The sequence below is a fragment of the Phaeobacter gallaeciensis DSM 26640 genome, assembly GCF_000511385.1.
In the GTDB taxonomy this organism is placed as follows: Bacteria; Pseudomonadota; Alphaproteobacteria; order Rhodobacterales; family Rhodobacteraceae; genus Phaeobacter; species Phaeobacter gallaeciensis.
Window position 1 is genome coordinate 3,189,287 of record NC_023137.1, and the last position, 24,394, is coordinate 3,213,680.

Below are 24,394 nucleotides of genomic sequence, written 5' to 3' on the forward strand. Positions count from 1 at the left end.
ACCCCATGACCACCGAAGTTCGCGTGCCCACCCTGGGCGAATCCGTGACCGAAGCCACCGTCGCCACCTGGTTCAAGAAGCCGGGTGACGCGGTCGCCGCAGATGAAATGCTCTGCGAGCTGGAAACAGACAAAGTCACCGTTGAGGTCCCGGCTCCTGCCGCCGGCACCCTGGGTGAGATCGTCGCCGCCGAGGGCGAAACCGTCGGCGTCGATGCGCTGCTTGCGACAATCGCAGAAGGCGGCTCTGCCGCAGCGGCCGCCCCTGCAGCTTCCGCACCAGCCGCCACGAAGGAAACAACAGAAGGTGATGCAGGCGCAGCCACCGATGTGATGGTTCCCACCCTGGGCGAATCTGTGAGTGAAGCCACCGTTTCCACCTGGTTCAAGAAGGTCGGCGACAGCGTCGCGCAGGACGAAATGCTCTGCGAGCTGGAAACGGATAAGGTTTCAGTCGAAGTTCCAGCCCCGACTGCCGGTATCCTGACCGAGATCACCGCTGAAGAAGGCAGCACCGTCGACGCGACTGCCAAACTGGGTGTGATCTCAGGTGGCGAAGCAGGCGCCGTAACGCCTACGCCCACCAAAGGGGAAACCGCAGGTGGGGCGCAATATACCACGCCCCCCGCTGGCCAGGGCGGCCCCGCCAAGGATATCGCAAATGCACCTTCCGCCGAGAAGGCAATGGCAGAGGCCGGCCTGTCCGCCGATCAGGTGCAAGGCAGCGGCCGCGATGGCCGCATCATGAAAGACGACGTTGCCCGTGCCGTGGCCGCTGCCGCAGCTGCGCCTGCCAGCACCTCGACCCCAGCAGCGGCGGCACCTGTGCGCGCGCCGGTTGCTGCGGACGACGCCGCCCGTGAAGAGCGCGTGAAAATGACACGCCTGCGCCAGACCATCGCCAAGCGTCTGAAGGACAGTCAGAACACCGCTGCCATGCTCACCACCTACAACGAGGTCGATATGACCGAGGTGATGGCCCTGCGCAACGAGTACAAGGATCTGTTCCTGAAGAAACACGGCGTGAAACTGGGCTTCATGTCGTTCTTCACCAAGGCCTGCTGCCACGCCCTGAACGAGGTCCCTGAGGTCAACGCCGAGATCGACGGCACCGACATCGTCTACAAGAACTTCGTCCACATGGGCATCGCCGCTGGCACGCCCACGGGTCTGGTCGTTCCGGTCATCCGCGACGCCGATGCAATGTCGTTCGCGGACATCGAGAAGGCGATCGCTGAGAAGGGCGCCCGCGCCCGTGACGGCAAGCTGTCGATGGCAGAGATGCAGGGCGGTACCTTCACCATCTCCAACGGCGGCGTCTATGGCTCGCTGATGTCTTCGCCCATCCTGAACCCGCCGCAATCCGGCATCCTGGGCATGCACAAGATCCAGGACCGCCCGATGGCGATCAACGGCAAGGTTGAGATCCGCCCGATGATGTATCTGGCACTCTCCTATGACCACCGCATCGTCGACGGCAAAGGCGCCGTCACCTTCCTCGTGCGCGTCAAAGAAGCACTGGAAGATCCTCGTCGGTTGCTGATGGATCTGTAAGGTTAGCAGATGGTACCTCCCATTGGAGGTACCATCCGCCTATTTGATCGGTGTAGTTAATGAATGATATTGAGAAGTCAGAAATCGTAATCTCAAAGATCGTCAACTTATTGATGAGTTGGGGCATACAGGAATGCACCATGGAATTTGACGAACTGGAATTAGATCCGGAGGAATTTGGCGGTTTCTTTTTTCCCTGTGTCGATTGGCTGGTATCCGAAGGCGTCATTCGCGTCCAAGACATTCGCCGCTACACTGACTCAAACCATTCCGGCTTTCCTGACCGTCCGGTCCTCACCTCGTACGGGTTCCAGCTTTTGGAGCAGAAAATTAGTGTTGGAGCTGACGCTGAGCGTCTTGCTAATCGAGTGAAGGAAGTGAGCAGTAACGGTGTTGGGTATGCTAATGTCGGTGACTTAATCGGAGGTATTTTAGGCGGCTTTACGAAGTCGATAGGTTCATGACCCCTGAACTCACAGCCCTCACCCTCGCTGCCCTGCTGCAAGCCTTGCAGTTTTGCGCATATGCAATCACGGCAAACCGTCAGCTGGATCCCAAAATCGCTCTGGGCCCCCGCGACACACCTGTCACCCTCACAGGTACAGCCGGGCGCTTCAAACGCGCGATGGAAAACCATTTCGAAGGGCTAATCCTCTTCACCATCGCCTGCGGCGTGGTGGTGATCAGCGATCAATCGACGGGCTTCACCTCGGGCTGCGCCTGGGTCTACCTTGCCGCCCGGGTGCTCTACGTACCAGCCTACGCATTGGGCTGGACCCCTGGCCGTTCGATCATCTGGTTTGTCGGCTTTTTCGCAACGGTCTTCATGTTGATCGCAGCGCTGGTATGAACCGTCATCTTTCCCCAAATACTCCGGGGAAGGCCCGCAAGGGCCAGGGGCAGCGCCCCCTCCCCGTTCAACCCTGAAGGAGCACATCAAAATGGCATCCTATGACGTCATCGTAATCGGCGCCGGCCCCGGTGGCTATGTAAGCGCCATCCGCTGCGCCCAGCTCGGCCTCAAGACCGCGGTGGTCGAAGGCCGCGAAACCCTCGGCGGCACCTGCCTCAACGTCGGCTGTATCCCGTCAAAGGCATTGCTGCACTCGACCCATCTGCTGCATGAAGCGGAACATAACTTCGCCCATATGGGTCTGAAGGGCAAAAGTCCCTCGGTCGACTGGTCCCAGATGAAATCCTATAAGGAAGAGGTCATCGGCCAGAACACTGGCGGTATCGAATTCCTGTTCAAGAAGAACAAGATTGACTGGATCAAGGGCTGGGCCTCCATTCCCGAGGCTGGAAAGGTCAAGGTGGGCGACGACAGCCATGAGGCCAAGAACATCGTGATTGCCTCCGGCTCCGTTCCCTCCTCGCTGCCAGGCGTTGAGGTCGACAATGACAAGGGGATTGTGGTGGACAGCACCGGCGCGCTGGACCTGCCGAAGATCCCCAAGAAAATGGTTGTGATCGGTGCTGGTGTGATCGGCCTGGAACTGGGGTCAGTCTATGCACGTCTGGGGTCTGACGTGACCGTGGTTGAATATATGGACGCCGTCTGTCCCGGCATGGACAAAGATGTTCAGCGCAGCTTCAAGCGGATCCTCGAAAAGCAGGGCCTGACCTTCATCATGGGGGCTGCGGTACAGGGGGTTGAAACGTCCAAAACCAAGGCGAAGGTGAAGTATCAGCCTAAAAAGGGTGGTGACGAAGAGGTGATCGATGCCGATGTGGTGCTCGTTGCCACAGGTCGCAAACCCTATGCCGATGGTCTTGGGCTGGACGCACTTGGCATCAAGATGACCGAGCGCGGCCAGATCGCAACCGATGCTCATTGGGCCACCAATGTCAAAGGCGTTTACGCCATCGGCGACGTCATCGAAGGTCCCATGCTGGCGCATAAGGCCGAAGACGAAGGCATGGCCGTTGCCGAGGTGATTGCGGGCAAACATGGCCATGTGAACTACGGCGTCATTCCCGGCGTGGTCTACACCACGCCCGAGGTGGCAACCGTTGGCCAGACCGAAGATGCGCTGAAAGCCGAAGGTCGCAAAATTAAGACTGGCAAGTTCATGTTCATGGGCAACGCCCGCGCCAAGGCCGTGCATCAGGCCGAAGGTGGTTTTGTGAAACTCATCGCGGACAAGGAAACCGACCGTATCCTGGGTGCAGCCATTATTGGTCCGGGCGCTGGCGATCTGATCCATGAAATCTGCGTCGCAATGGAGTTCGGCGCCTCTGCCGAGGATCTAGCCCTCACCTGTCACGCGCATCCGACCTATTCAGAGGCGGTCCGCGAGGCGGCCCTGGCCTGCGGCGACGGCCCGATCCACAGCTGATCAGGGCTTTGCCAATAGGAAACGGGGTACGTTCTGCCACCGCCTGCTGTTAAATATAGACCCAACACCAAAGCGGCCCATCCATGGTGGGCCGCTTTCTTATAAAACGGAGCCTTTGCCATGACAGTCAGCCTGCAAGTGATCTACCCCGCATCCGAAGACGCAACCTTTGACTACAACTACTATGAAAAAACCCATCTTCCCCTGTTGGAAGAACACTGGGGCGATCTGATGGACACGGTGGAGGCCTCACGCGGGATTGCCAGCGGGCCGGACGTACCACCTGCCTTTCTGCTGATTGCGACCATTACCTTCCCGAATATGGAAACGCTCGACACAGCGATGGTGGAGAAAGGCGGGCCAATCATTGATGATGTGGCAAACTTCACCAACATTCGCCCGCAGATCCTTGTCGGGCAAGTCCTGATGAGCTGACTGAAGGCACCTCACGCCTTAACTATCGATGCCCTTAAGAAGGGGCGCTGGTCCGCGCCCCAACGCGTTGGCTTTACCACATGGTCTTGGCGGCGCGCGGTGCCCAGGCTTCGTCGTAGGCCTTTCCGCCCTCTTCTCCGGCTGTCTGCTCCGCAAGGATCTCCCCCATGGTGGGCAGACCTTCGCTTTCGTCGCCAGAACTCCAGGTCCGCGCCCGCATTAGAGCACGGGCACATTGGCTATAGATCTCGTTGATTTCAATAACAATGACGGTGCTGGGCTGTTTGCCACTCCTGTCAAACTTGGCGCGCAGGTCGGCATCTACCGTCACCTTGGCTGTCCCGTTCACGCGCACCACATTGTTCGATCCCGGCACCAGAAACATCAGAGATACGCGCGGATCCCGCACGATATTACGCAGGCTGTCGATCCGGTTGTTGCCGCGCCAGTCCGGCAGGGCCAGTCTGCCCGGGTCGAGTTCAAGAACGACCGGGCCATCATCACCGCGTGGGCTGTCATCGGTGCCTTCCGGCCCGACCGTGGCCAACATGCAAAGCCGCGAGGCCATGATCCACTTGCGATAAAGCGGCGTCATCTGCCGTGCGACCTTGCGCAGGGAAGGCGCCCCTGGCGTACCGTAGTGGGCCTCCAGCTCTTCAACCGTGGTGAGAAACTCCATCGACTTTAAACCCCGCTTCCTGCATCAACTTATTCGAATGATTTTCGACCTCGCGCTCAAGCCTGGCCATGAACTCATCGCGCTCCAGTCCCGGCGCGATCGCGGGCAAGAACTCAACAACACCCAGGCCGGGTTTGCGCATGATTCCGGTGCGCGGCCAGAACAGCCCAACATTGGTCGCCGCAGGCACACAGGGCTGCTCCAGCGCGGCATAAAGAACCCCAGTGCCGATTTTGTAAGGCCTGTCTGCCCCCGGTGCGACGCGGGTGCCTTGCGGATAGATCACCAGCTGACCGGGGTCGGCGAACTCTGCCGCGACATCCTTGACCATGCGGGCGATGGCATTGCCCTTCTTACCGCGGTTGACCGGCACACAGCCCAGACGCTTTGCATAAATGCCAATGATCGGTGTCCACAACAACTCGCGTTTCATGATGAACTTGGCTGAAGGCGTGGCGTGAAAAATGATCAGAATGTCCAGAAAGCTCTGATGCTTCGCTGCGATGATCACCTCTTCGGTCGGCACTGGACCTCGCACCTCGGTACGCAGACCCAGCATCCAGCGGGCGCACCAGAGCACATAGCCCGCGTAGCTGCGACAGGCGACGCGGGCACCGCGCGGCGACACCAAAGCCCATGGCGCAAAAACCAGACCAAAGATCAGCATCATCACATAGATCTGAACCATAAACACGGCCGAGAGCAGCCATCGCAATGCAGTTTTCACGCCAAATCTCCAAGACGTTTGTTGGCCGCACGCGTTGTTGCGGCAAAGGCGACGAGCGCACCAAGCAAAGGAATGCACAGGGGCAGGAGCCAGCTCCACCCCTGAAAACCAAGACCAGTCAGAAATCCGCCCTCACGAGAGGCCTCGGGCATCAGCCAGACTCCCAACATACCAAGCCCCACGCCAACCCCCGCCCCAAACAGAGCGCGCAGGGTAAAGCGACGGATAAAGGCCTGAGCAATATAGGTATCTAAGGCACCAACAAGGCGCAGCACCTCAATTACCTGGGCATTGGCCGCAAGGGCCGCATTGGCTGCGAGGGTGATCATCGCGGCCGTGGCACCACCGATAAGCAGAATAGACACCCACGCCAGACGCCGTAGCGCCTGCGCCGCGTCCACCAACGGTGCCCGCCAACGGGTATGATCATCCAGAACAGCACCCGGCACCTCAGCCTGCAGCCGCAATCGCAATCCTGCATCATCGTAGCCCGGATCACCTTCGATCACCTCAATCAGCTGCGGGATCGGCAGTGTGTCCAGCGGCAGCTTGGTCCCGAACCACGGTGTCAGAAGTGCCGCCTGTTCTTCGCGGCTGAGCGCGCGGGCGGAGGCAACACCCGGGGTCTGTTCCAGAATGGTCATCGCCGCTTCGGTCTGGGCGACTCGCTGCTCGGCAGGCGCGTTGATTCGCAGCGTCGCAGCGCGGGCGAGCTCTTCTGCCCAGCGGTCCGCCAACCGGCCTGAGGCCAGCGACAAGGCCAGCGCAAAGACAGCCAGAAACGCCATCGCCCCCGACACAAACAGCGTCAGCTGGGCGGTAAACCCGCTTGGCGGAACCACGCGGTCAGCCTGAGCATCTCCGACGATCACATTGCGCAGCCGGGCCAGATTCATAGATCTGCCCCCGCCTGCTGAAGCTGCCGGTTAGAAATCCGCAGGACCCGTGCCTGCACCTGTTTTTTGGCCGCCCGGATGAGCGACAGATCATGAGTGGCCACCAATACCGTTTTGCCCATGTGGTTCAGCTCCACCAGCAATTGCAGCAGTCGCTGCGACATGTCCCAATCCACATTGCCTGTTGGTTCGTCCGCGATGATTACCTCAGGTGACAGAATAACCGACCGGGCCAGAGCCGCGCGCTGCCGTTCTCCCCCGGACAGCTCCGGCGGCGTTGCATGCGCCCGCTCCGACAAGCCGACCCAATTGAGCAATTCCCTCAGATTGGCCTCTTCCTGATCGATGTCGCGCCCGGATACCGTCAGCGGCAAAGCGATGTTTTCGATCACCGGCAAATGGTCCAAAAACCGGCAATCCTGATGGACCACACCGATACGCCGCCGCAAATAAGCCATCTGATCACGGTCCAAACCATTGATATCCATGTTGAAAGCGCGCGCGCGGCCTGACGTTGGAGTCAATGCGCCATAGCAGAGTTTCAACAGGGTCGTCTTGCCCGCACCCGACGGGCCCGTTAGGAAATGGAACGACCCCGGCGCCAGCTGTACTGACACCTCGCTCAGCAGTTCCCCGCCACCGTAATTGTACCCCACATTGTCCAGCTCGATCACGGCGGTCCCCTTTTGGTCACCGGTGTTTTGCCCGACTGTGCGACCAGTTTCAATGGTCGGCGCTGTTGCGGTGCTGCGCCCTCTGGAACAGTCAACGCCCGTCGACGCGATTGGCTCTTTCGTGGAAAGGCGGAACTGCCTATGATTATTCAACAATCACACGCCGACAGCCGCCCGGACCCCCCCGGAGCCACCCCAGGTCCCAAGGAGTGACCCATGCGACTGACATGTCCGAACTGTGCCGCCCAGTATGAGGTGCCGGATGATGTAATCCCTGATGAGGGCCGCGACGTGCAATGCTCCAATTGCGGGCAGACGTGGTTTCAGGCTGGCCGTGCGTTGGACGCAGATGACGCTGAGAGCGCGCCAACAGCAGGCCCGAATCTCGCCGACCTACCGCCGGATGCAGATACGCCCGCATCTCATATTTCTGATCAGGACCCGCTGACAGACGACGCAGACGACGATATCGCCGAGGAGACCGATCTGCCCCCCGATGAGGCAGTGTCCGAAGATCACCCCGCCGAAGAGGACACGGCCGAGGATCGCCCCCCCGACGTCGCGGCCACTGCGCGCGGTCTGGATCCGGCAATCAGCGATATCCTGCGCGAAGAGGCAGAGCGCGAAGCCAGCCTGCGTGCCGCTGAAAACAGCCCGCTGCAAACCCAGACAGATCTGGGGCTTGATTCACTGCCTGAGGAAGAATCGGCGCGACGTGCCCGTGAAGCCCGCGAACAGATGGCCCGGATGCGCGGCGAGGATCCGCAGCAGCTGGCCACCGCTGAGACGGAATCTCGCCGTGGACTGTTGCCGAATATTGATGAGATCAATTCCACCCTGCGCTCAGGCGAGGGCGCCGCAGCGCCAATCACCCCCCCGATGGATGCAGCACCGCCCAAGAAAAAGCGCAACTTTGCCCGCGGGTTTGCCTTCGCCCTGCTGATCGCGCTGGCCCTTGCTATGGCCTATGATAACGCGCCCCTGATCGCACAGAAACTGCCACAAGCTGATCCCTATCTCAGTACATATGTCGCCAAGGTGGATGCCGCGCGGTTGTGGCTGGATACGCAAGTGCGCGCTTTCACCGTGCAGCAATAGCCCGTCGCGCTCAGGCTTGGAGAACGTCCAAACGTGGTGGCGCCACCGGCCCCATCAGAACCGGTCGAGTAACCGCTCAAGATAACTGCGTTCGGTGTCGCTGCGGCTGCGTTCACCGGCCCGGCGGCGGATTTCCTCCAGCAGGTCCCAGGCGCGGCGATAGGCCTGACCCTCGCTGAACTGCCCGTCCGAGACCCCGCCGTCCCCCTGTTCGCCATTACGCCGACCCAGCGGGTCCATGCGATTGCCCTGCGCCGAGGTATTGGCGCGCCCCTGCCCCTGCTGCTGTCCGGGCTGTTGCTGTTCTGCCATCGCTTCGCCAAGCGCCCGCATACCTTCGCGCAGCGCCTCCATGGCGTCGGACTGGCGGTCGATGGCCTCTGCCAGATCTCCCTGTCGCAGCGCCTCCTCAGCACCGTCCATGGCACGCCCGGCATCATCCAAAGCGTCCCGCGTCGCCTGATCCCCTTCGCCATTGCCCAATGGCAGACCGTCGCGCTGCGCACGCAGCTGATCCCTGAGGGCTTGCTGGCGATCCGCAAGGGAACCACCGAGGCCACGACGCCCGCCCGGCTGGGCTGCATCGCCACCGCTCTGCCCCCCATCGGCATCAGGTGCGCGCTGCCCCTGACCACCCTGGCCGGGCTGTCGCTCCCCGCCGGGAGTGCCAGCACCCGGCCGGTCGCCCTGCCCCCCTTGATTGCCCTGCCCGCCCTCATGGGACTGTCCACGGCCCAGACCGCCATTGCGTCCTTCGTTGCCTTCGCTTTCGCCACGGCGAGCACCGGGGTTGAATTGCTCCTGTAAGTCGCGGAACGCCTGATCCGACAAGCCCTGCTGTTCGCGCAGGGTATCAGCCAGCCCCTCCATGCTTTGCTCACCGGGAGACCCATCCTGCCCCTGCTGCCCCTCAGTCACGCGCATGTTCTCCATCATCTGCTGAAACTCACGCAGCGCCTGCTCAGCCTCGGCCATGCGGCCCTGTTCCATCAGCTCCTGAATGCGATCCATCATCGCTTGCAAGTCCTGCTGGCTCAACTGCATCGCGTTCTCATCCGGGGCGCCCTGCTGCTCGCCCTGATTGCCCTGTTCTTGTGCCTGCCGCTGCAACTGGCGCAGATAATCCTGCGTCGCATCGCGCAGCTGCTGCATCAGGCGGGCAATCTCTTCCTCGCTGGCGCCGTCTCGCATCGCCTGGCTGAGCTGCTCCTGCGCCCGTTGCATCCGCGCCATGGCATCCCCGACGTCTCCCTCTTCAAGCTGAACAGCAAGATCCCATAGCGCCTCAGCAAGATCTTCCTGCTGGTTCGGCCCCAAAGTGCCCGCCGCGCTATGCTGCTCAAGTCGACGTAAAATAGTGCGCAGGCGCAGGTAATCACCGTGATCGCGAAATACCTCAGCCGGGTAGGTCGACAGGGTGCGCAGGATCTGCGCCACCCTTGATGCATTGGCGCGCGCCCAGAGGAGGTCGCGCCGCTGCTCCGCCACCGCAGCGGCCATAGGATCAAAGAAACGGCGGGTCACAAGCGGCGCGCTCAGTGGCTCGGCCTTCGCCTCCTGACCAGCAGCATCCTGTGCAACCATCCGGTAGGTGACCGGCATATTCGCCCATGGATGCTTGGCGAAGGTCTCAATCATCTGTTCATCAAACGCACGACGATCACCACTGAGTGGCAGCGGCAGATCCAGCACAATCGGATCACGCGCACCCGGCAACGCCGCCAACCCGTGACGCCGATCCAGCGCGTCCAAATCCAGTGCGATCTCCACCTGCCCACCATCGACGCCGTAGTCATCGCTTGCCGTGTAGGCCAGCGATGTGGTGTCATCAGCTTCAAGCGTCGGCTCGCCGATGATGGCAACGCTCGGAAGCTGATCCCTTAGCAGTGTGACATCCCAACTGCGCCCGCCTGCACCGTTGATCGAGAGTGTGCCGTCACGGGTAATCTCAAAACTCTGTTCGGCGGCAGCGGCAGACGGCAAGTCACCAACACGTCCGGAGATTGTCTCGTCCAGTGTCAGATCGCCGACCTCACCATAAAATCGCAGGGTAAGACGGCTGTTCTCCGGCAGGTTCAGCGCGGTCTCAGTCTGATCATTGAGATAAAGCACCGGAAGCCCAGTGTAGCGTGGCGGCTCGATCCAGCCTTCCCAGGTCGGCCCCGTAGCAGCCGCAACCGCGCCGGGGGTGATCTCGCCAAGGGTGCCGACCCGCCAGATGGAGCCGAACAACACTGCCACCGCCAGCGCCAACATCGCCAGATAGCGCAACGCAAACGGGTCCGCCCGCGCAACAGAGAGATTGGGTTTCGGAGCTTTGGCCGCAGCAGCGCAGGCCTGCATCCGCTGCTGGTGCGCCTGCCAGAGCGCTTGCGATGCGGGATCATCAGAACCAATAGCCTGCGCATCCAGCAGTGCGGCAATCGGATGTCCGGGAACCGTCGCATCCAATCGCGCAAGAGCGTCCGACAGACGAGGCCAAGTAAAGCGCCAGACCCCAAAAGCAAACGCTGCCACAACAGCCATGACCAGCGCAACCGCGCCGAACCAGACCAGCTCCACCGGCAGCTTTTCATGCAGCCCAAGCATCATCGCGGCAAGCGCCAGCATCACCAGCGACAACAGGGGCCAATAGGCCCGTACCAGGCGTTCAGAGAGCAGGCCGAGCCATGTTAATCGCAAGGGCAAGCGCAATCGCGTCAACCGCGGGTCAGAAAACTGCAAACCTGATGACGCAGAATCTGGCGGCGCGTCGCCGCCACCTGCTCCCGATGTCCGCCCCAAATCTGCCTTGCCACGCCCCTGAGAACTGGGCGCGGTTGCAGGTCTGTCGTCAGCCTTGCGGCGAAACTTGGGGGTCTTCACCATGCGGGCGGCGCCTCCGATCAGCCCTGCGCCGCGCCAGATGCCGCGAAACCCGTCAGAGCCACTCAGGGATGGTATCGCGGTTTATCATTTCGTCAAAGTCCGGACGTCGGCGAATAACCGCAAATTGATCCCCATTCACCAGAACTTCGGGGATCAGAGGGCGCGAATTATATTCACTGGCCATCACCGCCCCATAAGCGCCTGCACTGCGAAATGCGACCAAATCCCCCGCCTCAAGTGGCGGCATATCGCGGTGGCGGGCAAAGGTATCGCCGGTTTCGCAGACCGGACCAACAATATCATAGGCCCGCTGTTCAACCCCAGCACTCGGTTCGATGACCGGGACGATATCGTGGTAAGCCTCATACATCGCGGGGCGGATCAGATCATTCATCGCACCGTCAATGATCAGGAAATCCCGGTCTTCCCCGGATTTCACATAGATCACCTTGCTCACCATGATCCCGGCGTTGCCCGCAATCAGGCGCCCCGGCTCAATCTCAATCTCACACCCAAGGTGCCCCAATGTGCGCTGCACCATGGCACCATATTCCACCGGCAGCGGCGGTGTATCATTGGAGCGGGTGTAGGGAATGCCCAAGCCACCGCCGAGATCCAGCCGGTGGATATCATGCCCGTCGGCGCGCAACTGCTCGGTCAGCTCCGCCACCTTCTGATAGGCCAGTTCAAACGGGGCAAGCTCAGTCAGTTGCGATCCGATATGAACATCGATGCCGATCACTTTCAGCCCCGGCAGGCTCGCGGCTCGGGCATAGACTTCGCGCGCGCGGGCAATCGGGATGCCAAACTTATTCTCGGATTTGCCGGTGGCAATCTTGGCATGCGTTTTGGCGTCAACATCAGGATTCACTCGCACGGTGATGGGCGCCACCACTTCCAGCTCCATCGCCACGGCGTTGATCACATCCATTTCCGGCTCGGATTCGACGTTGAACTGGCGGATGCCGCCGCTAAGTGCGGTGCGGATCTCGTCCTGGGTCTTACCGACGCCCGAGAACACGATCCTGTCGCCCGGAACCCCTGCCGCCTTCGCGCGCAGATATTCGCCCTGGCTGACGACATCCATTCCGGCTCCGGCCTGTGCCAATGTTTTCAGAATCGCCTGATTGCTGGCGGCCTTCATCGCGTAGCAGACCAGATGATCCATACCCTTCAATGCGTCATCAAAGAGATGAAAATGGCGCAGCAGCGTCGCGGTGGAGTACAGGTAGAACGGGGTGCCCACAGCGGCCGCGATCTCGGCCACCGGCACATCTTCGGCGTAAAGCGCGCCGTCACGATAGAGAAAATGATCCATAGATCGCGCTTAGACCAGAACCGGGGCGCGGATCAAATGATTCCGCGCTGCATCACACGCCAAGATAAACGCTGAGCGGCCCCTTGTGCAGGCCAAGACTGCCGCCTGCGTGCACACCGCTGCTAGAAACACCGACGCCTGCGTTCAGAGAGGGGCGCACCGGTTCGCCGTCAACACCACAGGCCGCAAGACCAGCGCAGGCTGCCAGCGCACATAGGATCAGAACGGGTTTTGCCATGGCGACCTCTTTCGACGTTGGCCTCTATTCAGTTGGGCGGTTGCGGTCGGGTTTCCCTTCTGGCCGCAACCTTGCTGCCGTCAATCGGACAGGACATCCTGCCAGCGGGCGATCTGCGCACGCACTTGCGCCGGAGCCGTGCCGCCATAAGATATGCGTGAGTTTACCGAATTCTCAACACCAAGCACAGAGAAGATGTCTTCGGTGATGCCTTCGTGAACACCCTGCATATCCGCCAGCGACAGGTCTGGCAGGTCGCAGCCACGGCTTTCGGCCATGGCCACAAGCGTCCCGGTCACGTGGTGGGCGTCGCGGAACGGCACCTTCAGCACCCGCACCATCCAGTCTGCCAGATCGGTCGCGGTGGAGAAGCCAGAACCTGCGGCGGCGGCCAAAGATTCGCGGTTACCGGTCATATCTTTGACCATGCCTTCCATCGCCGCCAGCGCCAGCATCCAGTTATCGGCGGCGTCAAAGACCTGCTCCTTGTCTTCCTGCATGTCCTTGGAATAGGCCAGCGGCAACCCCTTCATCACCATCATCAGCGCGGTATTGGCGCCAAAGATCCGTCCCACCTTCGCGCGGATCAGCTCGGCGGCGTCCGGGTTCTTCTTCTGCGGCATGATGGATGAGCCGGTGGAGAAACGGTCCGACAGGGTCACAAAGCGGAACTGGGCGGAGGACCAAATCACCAGCTCTTCGGCAAAGCGGCTGAGGTGGACAGCACTGATCGAAGCCACCGACAGGAATTCCAACGCGAAGTCGCGGTCACTGACCGCATCCAACGAGTTTGCTGCCGGACGATCAAAGCCAAGCGCCTTCGCCGTCATCTCCCGGTCGATCGGAAAGGAGGTGCCGGCCAGTGCCGCCGCGCCCAGCGGCGATTCGTTCATCCGCGCGCGGGCGTCGCGCACGCGGGACAGGTCACGGCCGAACATCTCGACATAAGCCATCATGTGGTGGCCCCAGGTCACCGGCTGCGCGGTTTGCAGATGGGTGAAGCCCGGCATCACCCAATCGGCGCCTGCCTCAGCCTGCGACAGAAGCGCGCGGATCAGCGCCAGAAGGCCGCTTTCGGCTGCGTCCAGCTGGTCGCGCACCCAGAGTTTGAAATCGGTCGCCACCTGGTCATTGCGGCTACGGCCCGTGTGCAGACGGCCCGCGGGCTCACCGATGATCTCCTTCAGGCGGGCCTCCACGTTCATGTGGATATCTTCCAGCGCGGTGGAAAACTGGAAAGTTCCGCCCTCGATCTCTGACAAAACGGTGAGCAGCCCTTCCCGAATGGCTTTAGCATCATTATCCGTAATAACGCCTGTCGCGGCCAGCATCGCCGCATGGGCTCTGGAACCGGCAATGTCCTGCGCTGCCATCCGCTTGTCGAACCCGATCGAGGCATTGATTGCCTCCATGATCGCGTCCGGGCCAGCGGCAAAGCGGCCGCCCCACATCTGGTTCGAGGATTGATCTGTCATGGTGTGGAACCCCGGAGATAATATGCGTCTGTTTCGTCAGCTTTCCCTTTATATGGCCCTGACCTTGGGTGCAAATGCCGCCTTGGCCGCCGACCCGGTGGCGCTCGCGGATATGCGACAGGGCGACATGAAAAAACTGGTGCTCCATAGCGCCCCGAAACCTGTGTCCAGCGCGGAGTTTCAGTTGGCGGACGGCGCGGGCACCGCGACGTTGGGGGATTACCAAGGCAAGATCGTACTGCTGAACTTCTGGGCCACCTGGTGCGCGCCCTGCCGCAAGGAGATGCCCCAGCTGTCAGAGCTGCAAGAAGAATTTGGCGGCGACGATTTCGAGGTGCTGACACTTGCCACCGGGCGCAACTCGCCTGCCGGTATCCAGAAGTTCTTTGACGATACCGGCATCACCAACCTCCCCCGCCATCAGGACCCCCGGCAGGCCGTAGCGCGTGAAATGGCGGTCTTGGGTCTGCCGATTACCGTTCTGCTCAACCGCGAGGGCGAAGAAATCGCCCGACTACGCGGCGATGCCGAATGGAACTCTGACAGCGCCAAAACCATCATCCGGGCGCTGATCGCCTCCGACTGAAGTCTCAGGGCAATCGTTTGCCGAACGTCTCGCCAACGACAACGGCAGGCCGCTTGACCCCACGCCACCTTTGACAGGACCGCGCCCCTGCCACCAATCTCGGTGGCAGGGAGGATATGATGCCGCTGGAAATCCTGATCGCAATGGTGCTGGTCGGCATTATTGTCATAGCTGTTGTGCTTCATTTTACTGGCCGGTCGGCGCCAGTCCCCATGACGCGCGAGACGGCTTCTAGGGCATGGTCCCGCCACGATCCCGACTCCCGGATCCATGATGCCCAGCCAAGCACTCTTGGCCATGCCGCCCTGATTGACACGGATAATGGGCTCGGTTTGGTCTGGTGTTTTGGTGCCGACACAATCGCCCGCCCGCTTGCCGGGTCCAGCCTCATGGATCACCCCAAAGGGTTCCGGGTTAGGTTTGCCGATTTCGCTACCCCATCTGTGCTGCTGCACCTGTCCGATAGTGAACGCGAGGGCTGGCGCCGCCGGATCCTGGCCGCAAGCGCCACCTCACAGCCCCCGACCGCCACAGAACAGAGAGACCAGACACATGCCTGATACGATCTCCTACCCTGATGTCACCCAATGGGCCGTTCCCTTTTTCATCGCGGCCATTCTGGCGGAGTTTCTCTGGATCGCGATCAAGCGGCGGGGCGGGCGCTATGAGACCCGTGATGCTGTCACCTCTCTGGTGATGGGGGCAGGCAGTGTGGCCTCTGGCATTGCGCTCGGTTTCATCGCTTGGGCGTTCTTCATGCTGCTGTGGCAGATCACGCCGCTAGACCTCGGCACCTCGGTCTGGGTGATTGTACTGTGTTTTGTCCTTGATGACCTGCGCTACTACTGGGTGCATCGGTTTGGGCATCGGGTGCGCTGGGTCTGGGCCAGCCATGTCAATCATCACTCCAGCCAGCACTACAACCTGACTACGGCACTGCGGCAGACTTGGACCGGCACCTTCACCTTCATGATGGTAGTGCGCGCGCCTCTGGTTCTGCTGGGGTTTCACCCCGCCATGGTGCTTTTCGTCGGGGGGATTAATCTGGTCTATCAGTTCTGGATCCACACCGAAGCTATTGGCCGTATGCCCCGCTGGTTTGAGGCGGTGATGAACACGCCCAGTCACCACCGCGCCCATCATGGGCGCAATCCACGCTATCTCGATTGCAACTATGCCGGTGTCTTCATCATCTGGGACAAGGTGTTTGGGACCTTCGTTCCCGAACAGGATCACGATCGGCCGGATTATGGTCTGGTCCACAACATTGGTACTTTCAATCCGCTGCGTGTGGCTTTTCACGAATGGGTCAGTATTTTCAAAGACATGACACAGCCGGGCCTGACGCTACGGCAGCGCCTTCTCTACGCAGTTGCGCCCCCTGGGTATAGCCACGATGGCAGTCGCGACAGCTCCGAGACGATCCGCGCCAAACATCTGCAGCGGCATCCGGAGGACATTGGCAGCGCCGGATTTGACAAGACCTGAGCGCTGCTCCTCAATTTGGATAAAATTCTTCCTTTAATCCAAGCGCAACGCTTTTGCGTCAAGGTACAGCCTGATCCATATTGATCAAACCACGCCAGTGCCAAGGGATATACCCGTGAAGAAGAAGCAAAAGGTCATGGCCGACATGCCGGAAGGCGGGGAGAATCCGCTGACCTCTGCGGTTGTCTCGCGCGATCGGTCGACCCTCGACATGGTCAGCGATGCGATTCGTCACAATCAGACTATGCTCGCCTATCAGCCCATCATGCAGGCCATGCCGCCACAGGGGGTTGCCTTCTACGAAGGGTATATTCGTGTTCTCGACTCGACGGGTCGTGTGATACCAGCACGCGACTTCATGCCATTGGTTGAAGACAAAGAAGAAGGCCGCGAACTGGACTGCCTCGCCTTGGAACATGGCCTGAAGGCGCTTGCGCGCAGCCCCAATATCAGGCTCTCCATTAACATGTCAGCGCGATCTATCGGCTATCGGCGCTGGATGCGGGTTCTGGAACGCCACCTGAAGAAAGATCTCACACTGGGCGAGCGGTTGATGCTTGAGATCAGCGAAGCCTCTGCAATGGCGACGCCTGAACTGGTGATCGATTTCATTGACCGGATGCAGAAACATGGCATCGCCTTTGCGCTTGATAACTTTGGTGCGGGAGCAACCGCTGTCAGCTACTTCCGGCAATTCTTCTTTGATGCGGTGAAAATCGACGGCCAGTTTGTGCGCAACATCCATGCCAGCCACGACAATCAGGCAGTGGTCCGTGCGCTGGTCGGGATCGCAAAGCAGTTTGATATGCTCGTCGTTGCTGAATCCGTAGAAAGCCCAGCCGACGCCGAATTCCTGATCTCGATTGGGGTGGATTGCCTGCAAGGGTATCTGTTTGGCGCACCCTCAGTCAGCCCGCCTTGGCTGGAAGAGCTGCGGGAAAACAGCCGCGCCTCCTAACCCCTCCGGCCTGCTATCCACAACCTGGCCAAAATTAGCCGATTCTCGCTCCGTGCAGAATCGCCATAAGGCCGCGTTGAATTGATTGCTTGGCAAATGCGCGGGCCTGTCACAGTATATTAGACATAGTATTGATTGACACAGGCTCTTCCTGTGGGACACCTTGCACGTGCTGCACTTGCAGCAAGATACACGGCCTTTTTCAGAAAAGGCAGGGGGATCCCGGTTGCTGCGGCTGCAAAAAAGTAGACTGCTCAGTTGGCCTCCCGGGACTATGAATCGCAGAGGACCCTAACTGATGACTAACGTAGTAATTGCATCCGCCGCACGCACCGCCGTCGGCAGTTTTGGTGGCGCATTCGCCAAGACCCCCGCACATGACCTCGGCGCTGCGGTGCTTCAAGCGGTTGTCGAACGTGCCGGGATCGACAAATCCGAAGTCTCAGAAACCATTCTGGGCCAAGTGCTGACTGCAGCGCAGGGGCAGAACCCAGCCCGTCAGGCGCATATCAATGCAGGGCTCCCTCAGGAAGCCGCAGCTTGGGGCCTCAATCAGGTCTGCGGATCGGGATTGCGGGCCGTGGCCTTGGCCGCTCAGCACATTCAGTTGGGCGACGCTGCTATCGTCTGCGCCGGCGGTCAGGAAAATATGACGCTCTCGCCGCATGCTGCAAATTTGCGTGCCGGTCACAAGATGGGCGATATGAGCTATATCGACACCATGATCCGCGATGGTCTTTGGGACGCCTTTAACGGCTACCACATGGGGCAAACCGCTGAGAATGTTGCCGATAAATGGCAGATTTCCCGCGAGATGCAGGATGAGTTCGCTGTTGCCAGCCAGAACAAGGCCGAGGCGGCTCAGAAGGCGGGCAAATTTGCTGATGAAATCGCGGCCTTTACGGTCAAAACGCGTAAAGGTGACATTATTGTGGATCAGGATGAATACATCCGCCACGGTGCTACAATCGAAGCCATGCAAAAACTGCGCCCCGCCTTCGCCAAGGATGGTTCGGTCACCGCCGCTAATGCCTCCGGCCTCAATGACGGTGCCGCTGCCACACTGCTGATGAGTGCGGATGATGCTGAGAAGCGCGGCATTGAGCCTCTGGCGCGGATCGCCTCCTATGCCACCGCTGGGCTGGATCCGTCGATCATGGGTGTCGGCCCGATCTACGCCTCCCGTAAGGCGCTGGAAAAGGCAGGCTGGTCCGTTGATGACCTAGATCTGGTGGAGGCGAACGAAGCCTTCGCAGCGCAGGCTTGCGCGGTGAACAAGGATATGGGCTGGGATCCAGCAATCGTGAACGTCAACGGTGGTGCCATCGCCATTGGTCACCCGATTGGGGCCTCTGGATGCCGGGTTCTCAACACTCTGCTGTTCGAAATGAAGCGGCGCGACGCCAAAAAAGGGCTGGCAACCCTTTGCATCGGTGGCGGCATGGGTGTCGCCATGTGTGTGGAGCGCCCCTAAGGCGCAGACTGCTGACCATATCAAGGGCGCCCCGGTGGCGCCCTTTTCTATCTCTGGTGTATTTTGCGATACATTTGCGGAACAAGGCGACGCGACGTTCACCTTAATATCGACCTAAGAAGATGTTTTCTTCACGAAATATAATTGCGCAACTTATATCAAAATAGTAGCAAGATTACCAAGTCAAATAACGGAGGACTATTCCATGGCACGTAACGCACTCGTCACCGGCGGCTCTCGCGGCATCGGCGCAGCAATCTCTCAGGCGCTGAAGGCGGAGGGTTACACGGTGGCGGCGACCTATGCCGGCAATGACGAAGCAGCGGCAAAGTTCACCGAAGAGACCGGCATCAAGACCTACAAGTGGGACGTTGCCAGCTATGAGGATAGCGCTGCCGGAATCGCCAAGGTCGAAGCGGATATCGGCCCCATCGACATCGTGGTCGCCAATGCCGGCATCACCCGCGACGCCCCGTTCCACAAGATGACGCCAGAACAATGGCAGCAGGTGATCGACACCAATCTCACCGGTGTGTTCAACACCGTGCACCCGATCTGGCCCGGCATGCGTGAGCGCAAATTCGGTCGTGTGATCGTGATTTCTTCAATCAACGGGCAAAAGGGTCAGTTCGCGCAAGTGAACTATGCCGCAACCAAAGCTGGGGACCTCGGCATCGTGAAATCCCTGGCCCAAGAAGGCGCCCGCGCCGGCATCACTGCAAACGCCATCTGCCCCGGCTATATCGCGACTGAGATGGTGATGGCCGTTCCAGAGAAGGTCCGCGAATCGATCATCGGTCAGATCCCGGCAGGCCGCTTGGGCGAACCCGAGGAAATCGCCCGCTGTGTTGCCTTCCTCGCGTCGGAGGACTCGGGCTTCATCAACGGCTCAACCATCTCGGCAAACGGCGCGCAGTTCTTCGTCTGAGACCCAGAAAGCCAAAAAACGGCAAGGGCCGGTCCTACGGGCCGGCCCTTTTCCAATCCCGTAAGGACATGCGCGCTATGCCCAGCGGGAAACCCCTGTACCCACACGGCCAATACGACGGGATGCAAATAAACGTGCCCAGAGTGCACGAAGGACCTGACCGCGCTCCTCATGCGCGCGCTGCATGGCCAGTTTCACTGTACTATTGGCAGAATATTCCATCGTTTCGGCCTCCATTCAGATCAGTGTTGCTAACTTGATCTCAATATGGACCTTTCTTGGAAAAGCGACAAACGAGACTTTTCACCGCTTCAGTTAAGTAATACTGATGTCAAATGTCCGACCGTCTTCCTCCACTGACCGCCTTACGTGCCTTTGAGGCAGCTGCGCGCCACATGTCCTTTGCCCGTGCGGCGCAGGAGCTCAACGTTACGCCCGCAGCGTTGTCGTTCCAAATAAAATCACTTGAAGAGCATTTGGGCACACCGGTGTTTCGTAGGCTAAACCGCGCAGTGGAGCTGACCGCCGCCGGAACCGCCCTTGCGCCAGGAACCTCTGATGGGTTCCAGGCCCTGACCGCCGCGTGGCGCACAGCCCTGCGCCTGCAAGACGAGGGTGCCTTGACGGTTACCGCCGGTCCCGCCTTCACCGCCAAATGGCTGGCCCCTCGGTTTTATGAATTTGCCCGCGCCCATCCGGAGATTGATCTTCGGTTTTCCGCCAGCCTGCGCCGGGTAGACCTGATGCGCGACGATGTGGACGTCGCCATCCGCTTTGGCTATGGCCCCTATCCGGACGTCTATTCCATGCCGCTTCCAGTCGAATGGGTCATGCCCGTGATGACACCAGAGGTGGCTCAGCAATATCCCACACTCAAAGCCCTGAAAGACGCGCCACTGATCCACGATGATTCACTGAATTTCATGTCCCCGCAGTTGGACTGGGCCGCCTGGTTCAAAATGATGGGCGAGGAATTCAACCCGACGCATGGCGCGCGCTTCAGCAATTCAGATCACGCGGTTGACGCAGCCTTGGCCGGTGCGGGAGTAGCCCTGGGAAGGCGGGCCTTGGTGGTGAAAGATATTGCCGAAGGACGACTGGTTACGCCGTTCAGGACGGCACTTACAGGCAAGGCCCGCTTTAGCTTTCTGTGCCAGAAGGGGGCCGAGAACCGCCCTCAAATCGTAGCCTTCCGCGACTGGATACTTGCCGAAATCGAAAAAACGGCTGAGGTATCCGAAGGATTGACCATAGTCTCGGTGGATAGCTTTACATGAGTAGAAATCGCGCAACCGCCATCGGATTTATCGCTGTGCTCCTCTGGGCTCTTCTGGCGGTTTTCACCGTTGGCACGGCCCCAACCCCGCCACTGTTGTTGAATGCGTTGTGCTTCACCATTGGCGGTTCGCTGGGGCTGATCTGGTGTTGGCGCAGTGGCGGCCTTACCGCATTGCGGGCGGTGTCGTGGCGTGTCTACCTCTTTGGCAGTCTGGGTCTCTTTGGCTATCACGCGCTCTATTTTTCGGCCCTGCGGCTAGCGCCCGCTGCCGAGGCCGGATTAATCGCCTACCTCTGGCCATTGCTGATCGTGTTGTTCTCCGGCCTGTTGCCTGGAGAGACCCTGCGGGTCGGGCATCTCCTCGGGGCTATTTTGGGGTTTGCAGGAGCCGCCACGATCATCACCGGCGGCGGCGCGGAGTTTGATGCTGCGGCCCTTCCGGGGTACGGGCTGGCGCTACTCTGCGCCCTAACTTGGTCGGGCTATTCCGTGCTTGCGCGACGTCTTGGCACCGCGCCTACAAGTACCGTTGCGGTGTTCTGCCTGATTACTGCTGCGGCCTCCTGGCTGCTGCATTTCGCGCTTGAGGACAGTCAATGGCCCATTGGCATCGCAGGTTGGGGCGCAACACTGGCGCTGGGGTTGGGGCCGGTTGGGCTGGCGTTCTACGTCTGGGACATTGGTGTGAAGCAAGGCGACATCCAATTGCTTGGCACAAGCTCTTATGCGGCGCCGCTTCTCTCTACCCTAATCCTGGTGCTGGTCGGGATTGCCCCTGCCACCTGGACGCTGGCCATTGCAGCCTGCCTGATCACGGGCGGAGCCGTTCTTGCAGCCCGTGCCAACAGAGGGCATTCATAGAGATGGAAACGAAAAGGGGCCACCAGCCACGCCGATGACCCCCTCACATCCTACTTCAAGTTCCCGCTACCGCAGCGGCGGCGCTGCAAGTCACACGGGAGACAAAGCGCTCCTCAGACGGCAAGCTCCTCCGTCGAGAGGCGTTCAATTTCTTCTTTCAGCTTCAATTTCTGCTTCTTCATCGACGCGATACTTAGCCCGTCCGTTGCAGGCGAACGTTGGGCGTGTTCAACTTCCATGCTCAGATGCTCGTGCTTCTTCTTTAGTTCGGTGAGATGCGAGCTGAGGCTCATGTCATTCCTCCTTCTTTGAGCGTGTTGCGTACAAAGTGAGTGGAGCACAAGAATATTGCCCTGTCACGCTGCAGAAGCATATATTTTGTCATGAAACCGTCATTTCGGCATGGACCCGCCGAATGAGGTCCGATTTCTCAGGAATCAACCGTAAGTGTTAACGAGGCCAGGGTAGCGCACACCCATCTCGAAGCACGGCCCGAATATCCGGCCGGTAGCTCTCGGCATCACACAGATGCACCTCTCCATCATGCAGGATCAGTGGCGCGTGCAACTTGAAACCCGCACGTCCGCCCTTGCGCGCGCGCAGCAACACGAGTTCTGCGCTCCGGCCCACACGAGCGGCCAAGGGCAGCACCTCAAGCGATCCCAAACGCCCCAGACAGGCGCCCAGCATTTCCGGCAGGCGATCGGCCCGCTGGATCATATGAAGATACCCTTTGTGAGAGAGACGCCGCGCAGCTGTGTCGAACCAGACGCTCAGCTCGGTTGCGCCACCCAGCGCAATTTGCCGCCCGACATCCTGCGCGGGGCTATGCGCGCCTGCACGGTAATAGGGCGGATTGGCGATCACCTGGTCAAATTGCTGTTGCCGCAAATCCATCGGCAACTCTGCCAGATCCGCTTCAACCACGGTCATTTCGACTGCGTTCAGCGCGGCATTGCGTCGCGCCAGATCCGCATAGTCAGCTTGCAGCTCCACGCCGGTCAGTTCAAGCCCCGGCACCCGTGCGGTCAGACAGAGCAGTCCTGGCCCACCGCCGCAACCCAGCTCTAGCACCCTGTCGCCAGGGCGTGCAGGAACAGCCGCAGCCAGCAACACCGGGTCCACGCCAGCACGATATCCTTGCTTCGGCTGCAACAGCTGCACTTGCCCACCCAAGAAAGCGTCCTGAGTAAGCGCCGCGTCGTCAAACCCCTGCATCAACGCAACGGGATGTCATTGTCGCGCATCACACGCTCGGCCGCGGCATGATCATCGCTGCGCACCATCAGCCTGCGGGGAAAGATTCCGATGCCGCCTTCAAGGATGCTCATATTTACGTCCATTTGAAAGCAGTCTATATCCTCACCCTCAAGAAGGGCGGTGGCAAAGGCCATGATGGTTGGGTCGGTGCTGCGCAAAAGTTCCTTCATAGGGATGGATCTAAGGGCAAGGCCTGCGCCTTGTCGAGCCTTGCAAGCGGGAAAACGATGAATCAAATCCTGACGCAAAAGCCGCATGACATGCTGGCCGCGACACTCAGCGACGAAATGGCAGCGGTGAATTCGCTGATCCAGACCCGGATGGCGTCCAAACACGCCCCGCGCATTCCCGAAGTGACCGCCCATCTGGTTGAGGCCGGCGGCAAACGCCTGCGCCCCATGCTGACGCTCGCAGCAGCGCGCCTCTGTGGATACAGCGGCGACAACCATGTGAAACTGGCAGCCACTGTGGAGTTCATTCACACTGCCACCTTGCTGCATGACGATGTGGTCGACGAAAGTGGCCAGCGGCGCGGTCGCCCGACGGCAAACCTGCTGTGGGACAACAAAAGTTCCGTCTTGGTAGGCGATTACCTGTTTGCCCGTAGTTTTCAGTTGATGGTGGAAACGGGATCATTGCGGGTTCTCGACATCCTCGCCAATGCCTCCGCCACCATTGCCGAAGGTGAAGTCCTGCAAATGACCGCAGCCAGTGATCTGGCTACGGACGAGGACATCTACCTTCAGGTTGTGCGGGGCAAAACCGCGGCATTGTTCTCAGCGGCCACGCAGGCTGGTGGCGTTGTCGCAGGCGCGCCTGAGGCGCAGGTTGACGCCCTCTTTGCCTATGGGGATGCCCTTGGTATCGCCTTTCAGGTCGCCGATGATCTATTGGATTATCAAGGTGATAGCGCCGCCACCGGCAAAAACATCGGCGATGATTTTCGCGAACGCAAGCTGACCCTCCCGGTGATCAAAGCCGTGGCGCAGGCCACCGCAGAGGAGCGTGCATTCTGGGTCCGGACTATTGAGAAGGGGCGTCAGGACGAAGGTGATCTGGACCACGCACTGGCGCTGATGGAGAAATACGACACCCTGAGCGCAACCCGCCACGACGCCATGGGCTGGGTGGCAAAAGCGCAGGATGCATTGACCGCGCTGCCCGATGACCCAATCCGCCAGATGCTGCATGACCTGGCCGATTACGTGGTGGCCCGGCTCGCCTGAAATTCTAAAATAAAGTGGTGATATAGCCAAACGA

Annotated in this window: 26 protein-coding genes; 15 read left to right on the forward strand and 11 right to left on the reverse strand. The window is 60.1% G+C overall.

The window, feature by feature from the left end:
- Nucleotides 1–5: 5 nt before the first annotated feature.
- The 5 genes from odhB (at nt 6) to GAL_RS15395 (ending at nt 4,327) form a co-directional block, all read left to right on the forward strand.
- Complete coding sequence (odhB, locus tag GAL_RS15375) at nt 6–1,553, forward strand: 2-oxoglutarate dehydrogenase complex dihydrolipoyllysine-residue succinyltransferase (RefSeq protein WP_024098485.1); 1,548 nt, start codon at nt 6–8, stop codon at nt 1,551–1,553.
- Nucleotides 1,554–1,612: 59 nt separating this feature from the next.
- Nucleotides 1,613–2,017 carry a hypothetical protein gene (locus tag GAL_RS15380; RefSeq protein WP_040104120.1) on the forward strand — a complete coding sequence of 135 codons (405 nt, stop codon included), beginning with the start codon at nt 1,613–1,615 and terminating at the stop codon, nt 2,015–2,017.
- A complete protein-coding gene (locus GAL_RS15385; RefSeq protein WP_024098487.1) occupies nt 2,014–2,403 on the forward strand; it encodes an MAPEG family protein in 390 nt (129 codons plus the stop codon). The genes GAL_RS15380 and GAL_RS15385 overlap by 4 nt, the downstream gene beginning before the upstream one ends.
- A 91-nt stretch (nt 2,404–2,494) precedes the next feature.
- Nucleotides 2,495–3,892: a dihydrolipoyl dehydrogenase gene (gene lpdA, locus GAL_RS15390; RefSeq protein ID WP_024098488.1), complete on the forward strand. Its 1,398-nt coding sequence runs from the start codon at nt 2,495–2,497 to the stop codon at nt 3,890–3,892.
- Nucleotides 3,893–4,012: 120 nt separating this feature from the next.
- Nucleotides 4,013–4,327 carry an EthD family reductase gene (locus tag GAL_RS15395; protein ID WP_024098489.1) on the forward strand — a complete coding sequence of 105 codons (315 nt, stop codon included), beginning with the start codon at nt 4,013–4,015 and terminating at the stop codon, nt 4,325–4,327.
- A gap of 73 nt (nt 4,328–4,400) precedes the next feature.
- On the opposite strand, the gene GAL_RS15400 is transcribed toward GAL_RS15395, so the two are convergent.
- The 4 genes from GAL_RS15400 to GAL_RS15415 are packed head-to-tail and all read right to left on the reverse strand — an operon-like array spanning nt 4,401 to nt 7,303.
- Complete coding sequence (locus tag GAL_RS15400) at nt 4,401–5,006, reverse strand: pyridoxamine 5'-phosphate oxidase family protein (protein WP_024098490.1); 606 nt, start codon at nt 5,004–5,006, stop codon at nt 4,401–4,403.
- Entirely contained in the window at nt 4,984–5,733 is a 750-nt protein-coding gene (locus tag GAL_RS15405) for a lysophospholipid acyltransferase family protein (protein ID WP_024098491.1), read from the reverse strand. Before GAL_RS15405 ends, GAL_RS15400 begins: the two co-directional genes overlap by 23 nt.
- The gene (locus tag GAL_RS15410; RefSeq protein WP_024098492.1) at nt 5,730–6,629 is read right to left on the reverse strand and encodes a cell division protein FtsX; all 900 of its coding nucleotides are present in this window, start codon (nt 6,627–6,629) and stop codon (nt 5,730–5,732) included. The genes GAL_RS15405 and GAL_RS15410 overlap by 4 nt, the downstream gene beginning before the upstream one ends.
- The gene (locus GAL_RS15415) at nt 6,626–7,303 is read right to left on the reverse strand and encodes a cell division ATP-binding protein FtsE (RefSeq protein ID WP_024098493.1); all 678 of its coding nucleotides are present in this window, start codon (nt 7,301–7,303) and stop codon (nt 6,626–6,628) included. The genes GAL_RS15410 and GAL_RS15415 overlap by 4 nt, the downstream gene beginning before the upstream one ends.
- A gap of 216 nt (nt 7,304–7,519) precedes the next feature.
- On the opposite strand from GAL_RS15415, the gene GAL_RS15420 reads away from it, so the two are divergent.
- A complete protein-coding gene (locus GAL_RS15420; protein ID WP_024098494.1) occupies nt 7,520–8,401 on the forward strand; it encodes a zinc-ribbon domain-containing protein in 882 nt (293 codons plus the stop codon).
- A 54-nt stretch (nt 8,402–8,455) separates the two neighbouring features.
- Here the strand turns inward: GAL_RS15420 and GAL_RS15425 are convergent, their stop codons facing one another.
- The 4 genes from GAL_RS15425 to argH form a co-directional block, all read right to left on the reverse strand.
- Nucleotides 8,456–11,269 (reverse strand): DUF4175 domain-containing protein, encoded by a 2,814-nt coding sequence (locus GAL_RS15425; protein ID WP_024098495.1) that lies wholly within the window; start codon nt 11,267–11,269, stop codon nt 8,456–8,458.
- A gap of 52 nt (nt 11,270–11,321) precedes the next feature.
- Entirely contained in the window at nt 11,322–12,587 is a 1,266-nt protein-coding gene (gene lysA / locus GAL_RS15430) for a diaminopimelate decarboxylase (RefSeq protein ID WP_024098496.1), read from the reverse strand.
- 52 nt (nt 12,588–12,639) lie between these two features.
- Nucleotides 12,640–12,825, reverse strand: coding sequence for a hypothetical protein (locus tag GAL_RS15435; protein ID WP_014873451.1), 186 nt, complete (start codon nt 12,823–12,825; stop codon nt 12,640–12,642).
- Between the two features lie 80 nt (nt 12,826–12,905).
- Nucleotides 12,906–14,300, reverse strand: coding sequence for an argininosuccinate lyase (argH, locus tag GAL_RS15440; RefSeq protein WP_174888027.1), 1,395 nt, complete (start codon nt 14,298–14,300; stop codon nt 12,906–12,908).
- Between the two features lie 22 nt (nt 14,301–14,322).
- On the opposite strand from argH, the gene GAL_RS15445 reads away from it, so the two are divergent.
- The 8 genes from GAL_RS15445 to yddG all read left to right on the forward strand — a co-directional run bounded on the left by GAL_RS15445 (nt 14,323) and on the right by yddG (nt 21,874).
- Nucleotides 14,323–14,886, forward strand: coding sequence for a TlpA disulfide reductase family protein (locus tag GAL_RS15445; RefSeq protein WP_244918393.1), 564 nt, complete (start codon nt 14,323–14,325; stop codon nt 14,884–14,886).
- 119 nt (nt 14,887–15,005) lie between these two features.
- Entirely contained in the window at nt 15,006–15,446 is a 441-nt protein-coding gene (locus GAL_RS15450; RefSeq protein ID WP_024098499.1) for a hypothetical protein, read from the forward strand.
- Nucleotides 15,439–16,374 carry a sterol desaturase family protein gene (locus GAL_RS15455; RefSeq protein ID WP_024098500.1) on the forward strand — a complete coding sequence of 312 codons (936 nt, stop codon included), beginning with the start codon at nt 15,439–15,441 and terminating at the stop codon, nt 16,372–16,374. The genes GAL_RS15450 and GAL_RS15455 overlap by 8 nt, the downstream gene beginning before the upstream one ends.
- 136 nt (nt 16,375–16,510) lie before the next feature.
- Nucleotides 16,511–17,332 (forward strand): EAL domain-containing protein, encoded by an 822-nt coding sequence (locus GAL_RS15460; RefSeq protein WP_096596773.1) that lies wholly within the window; start codon nt 16,511–16,513, stop codon nt 17,330–17,332.
- A 298-nt stretch (nt 17,333–17,630) separates the two neighbouring features.
- Nucleotides 17,631–18,806, forward strand: coding sequence for an acetyl-CoA C-acetyltransferase (locus tag GAL_RS15465; protein WP_024098502.1), 1,176 nt, complete (start codon nt 17,631–17,633; stop codon nt 18,804–18,806).
- 205 nt (nt 18,807–19,011) lie between these two features.
- A complete protein-coding gene (gene phbB / locus GAL_RS15470) occupies nt 19,012–19,734 on the forward strand; it encodes an acetoacetyl-CoA reductase (RefSeq protein ID WP_014873444.1) in 723 nt (240 codons plus the stop codon).
- A 335-nt stretch (nt 19,735–20,069) separates the two neighbouring features.
- Nucleotides 20,070–21,011 (forward strand): transcriptional regulator GcvA, encoded by a 942-nt coding sequence (gene gcvA, locus GAL_RS15475; protein ID WP_040104121.1) that lies wholly within the window; start codon nt 20,070–20,072, stop codon nt 21,009–21,011.
- Nucleotides 21,008–21,874, forward strand: a complete 867-nt coding sequence (gene yddG, locus GAL_RS15480; protein ID WP_024098505.1) for an aromatic amino acid exporter YddG — start codon at nt 21,008–21,010, stop codon at nt 21,872–21,874. The genes gcvA and yddG overlap by 4 nt, the downstream gene beginning before the upstream one ends.
- A 113-nt stretch (nt 21,875–21,987) precedes the next feature.
- Here yddG and GAL_RS15485 read toward each other — a convergent pair whose 3' ends face one another.
- From GAL_RS15485 to GAL_RS15495, 3 genes are all read right to left on the reverse strand, one after another.
- Nucleotides 21,988–22,167, reverse strand: coding sequence for a YdcH family protein (locus tag GAL_RS15485; protein ID WP_014873441.1), 180 nt, complete (start codon nt 22,165–22,167; stop codon nt 21,988–21,990).
- Between the two features lie 157 nt (nt 22,168–22,324).
- A complete protein-coding gene (locus tag GAL_RS15490) occupies nt 22,325–23,092 on the reverse strand; it encodes a tRNA1(Val) (adenine(37)-N6)-methyltransferase (protein ID WP_024098506.1) in 768 nt (255 codons plus the stop codon).
- A complete protein-coding gene (locus tag GAL_RS15495) occupies nt 23,092–23,304 on the reverse strand; it encodes a putative signal transducing protein (protein ID WP_024098507.1) in 213 nt (70 codons plus the stop codon). The genes GAL_RS15490 and GAL_RS15495 overlap by 1 nt, the downstream gene beginning before the upstream one ends.
- A 57-nt stretch (nt 23,305–23,361) precedes the next feature.
- Between GAL_RS15495 and GAL_RS15500 the strand changes: the two genes are divergently transcribed.
- The gene (locus GAL_RS15500) at nt 23,362–24,360 is read left to right on the forward strand and encodes a polyprenyl synthetase family protein (protein WP_024098508.1); all 999 of its coding nucleotides are present in this window, start codon (nt 23,362–23,364) and stop codon (nt 24,358–24,360) included.
- The last annotated feature ends 34 nt before the right edge of the window (nt 24,361–24,394 follow it).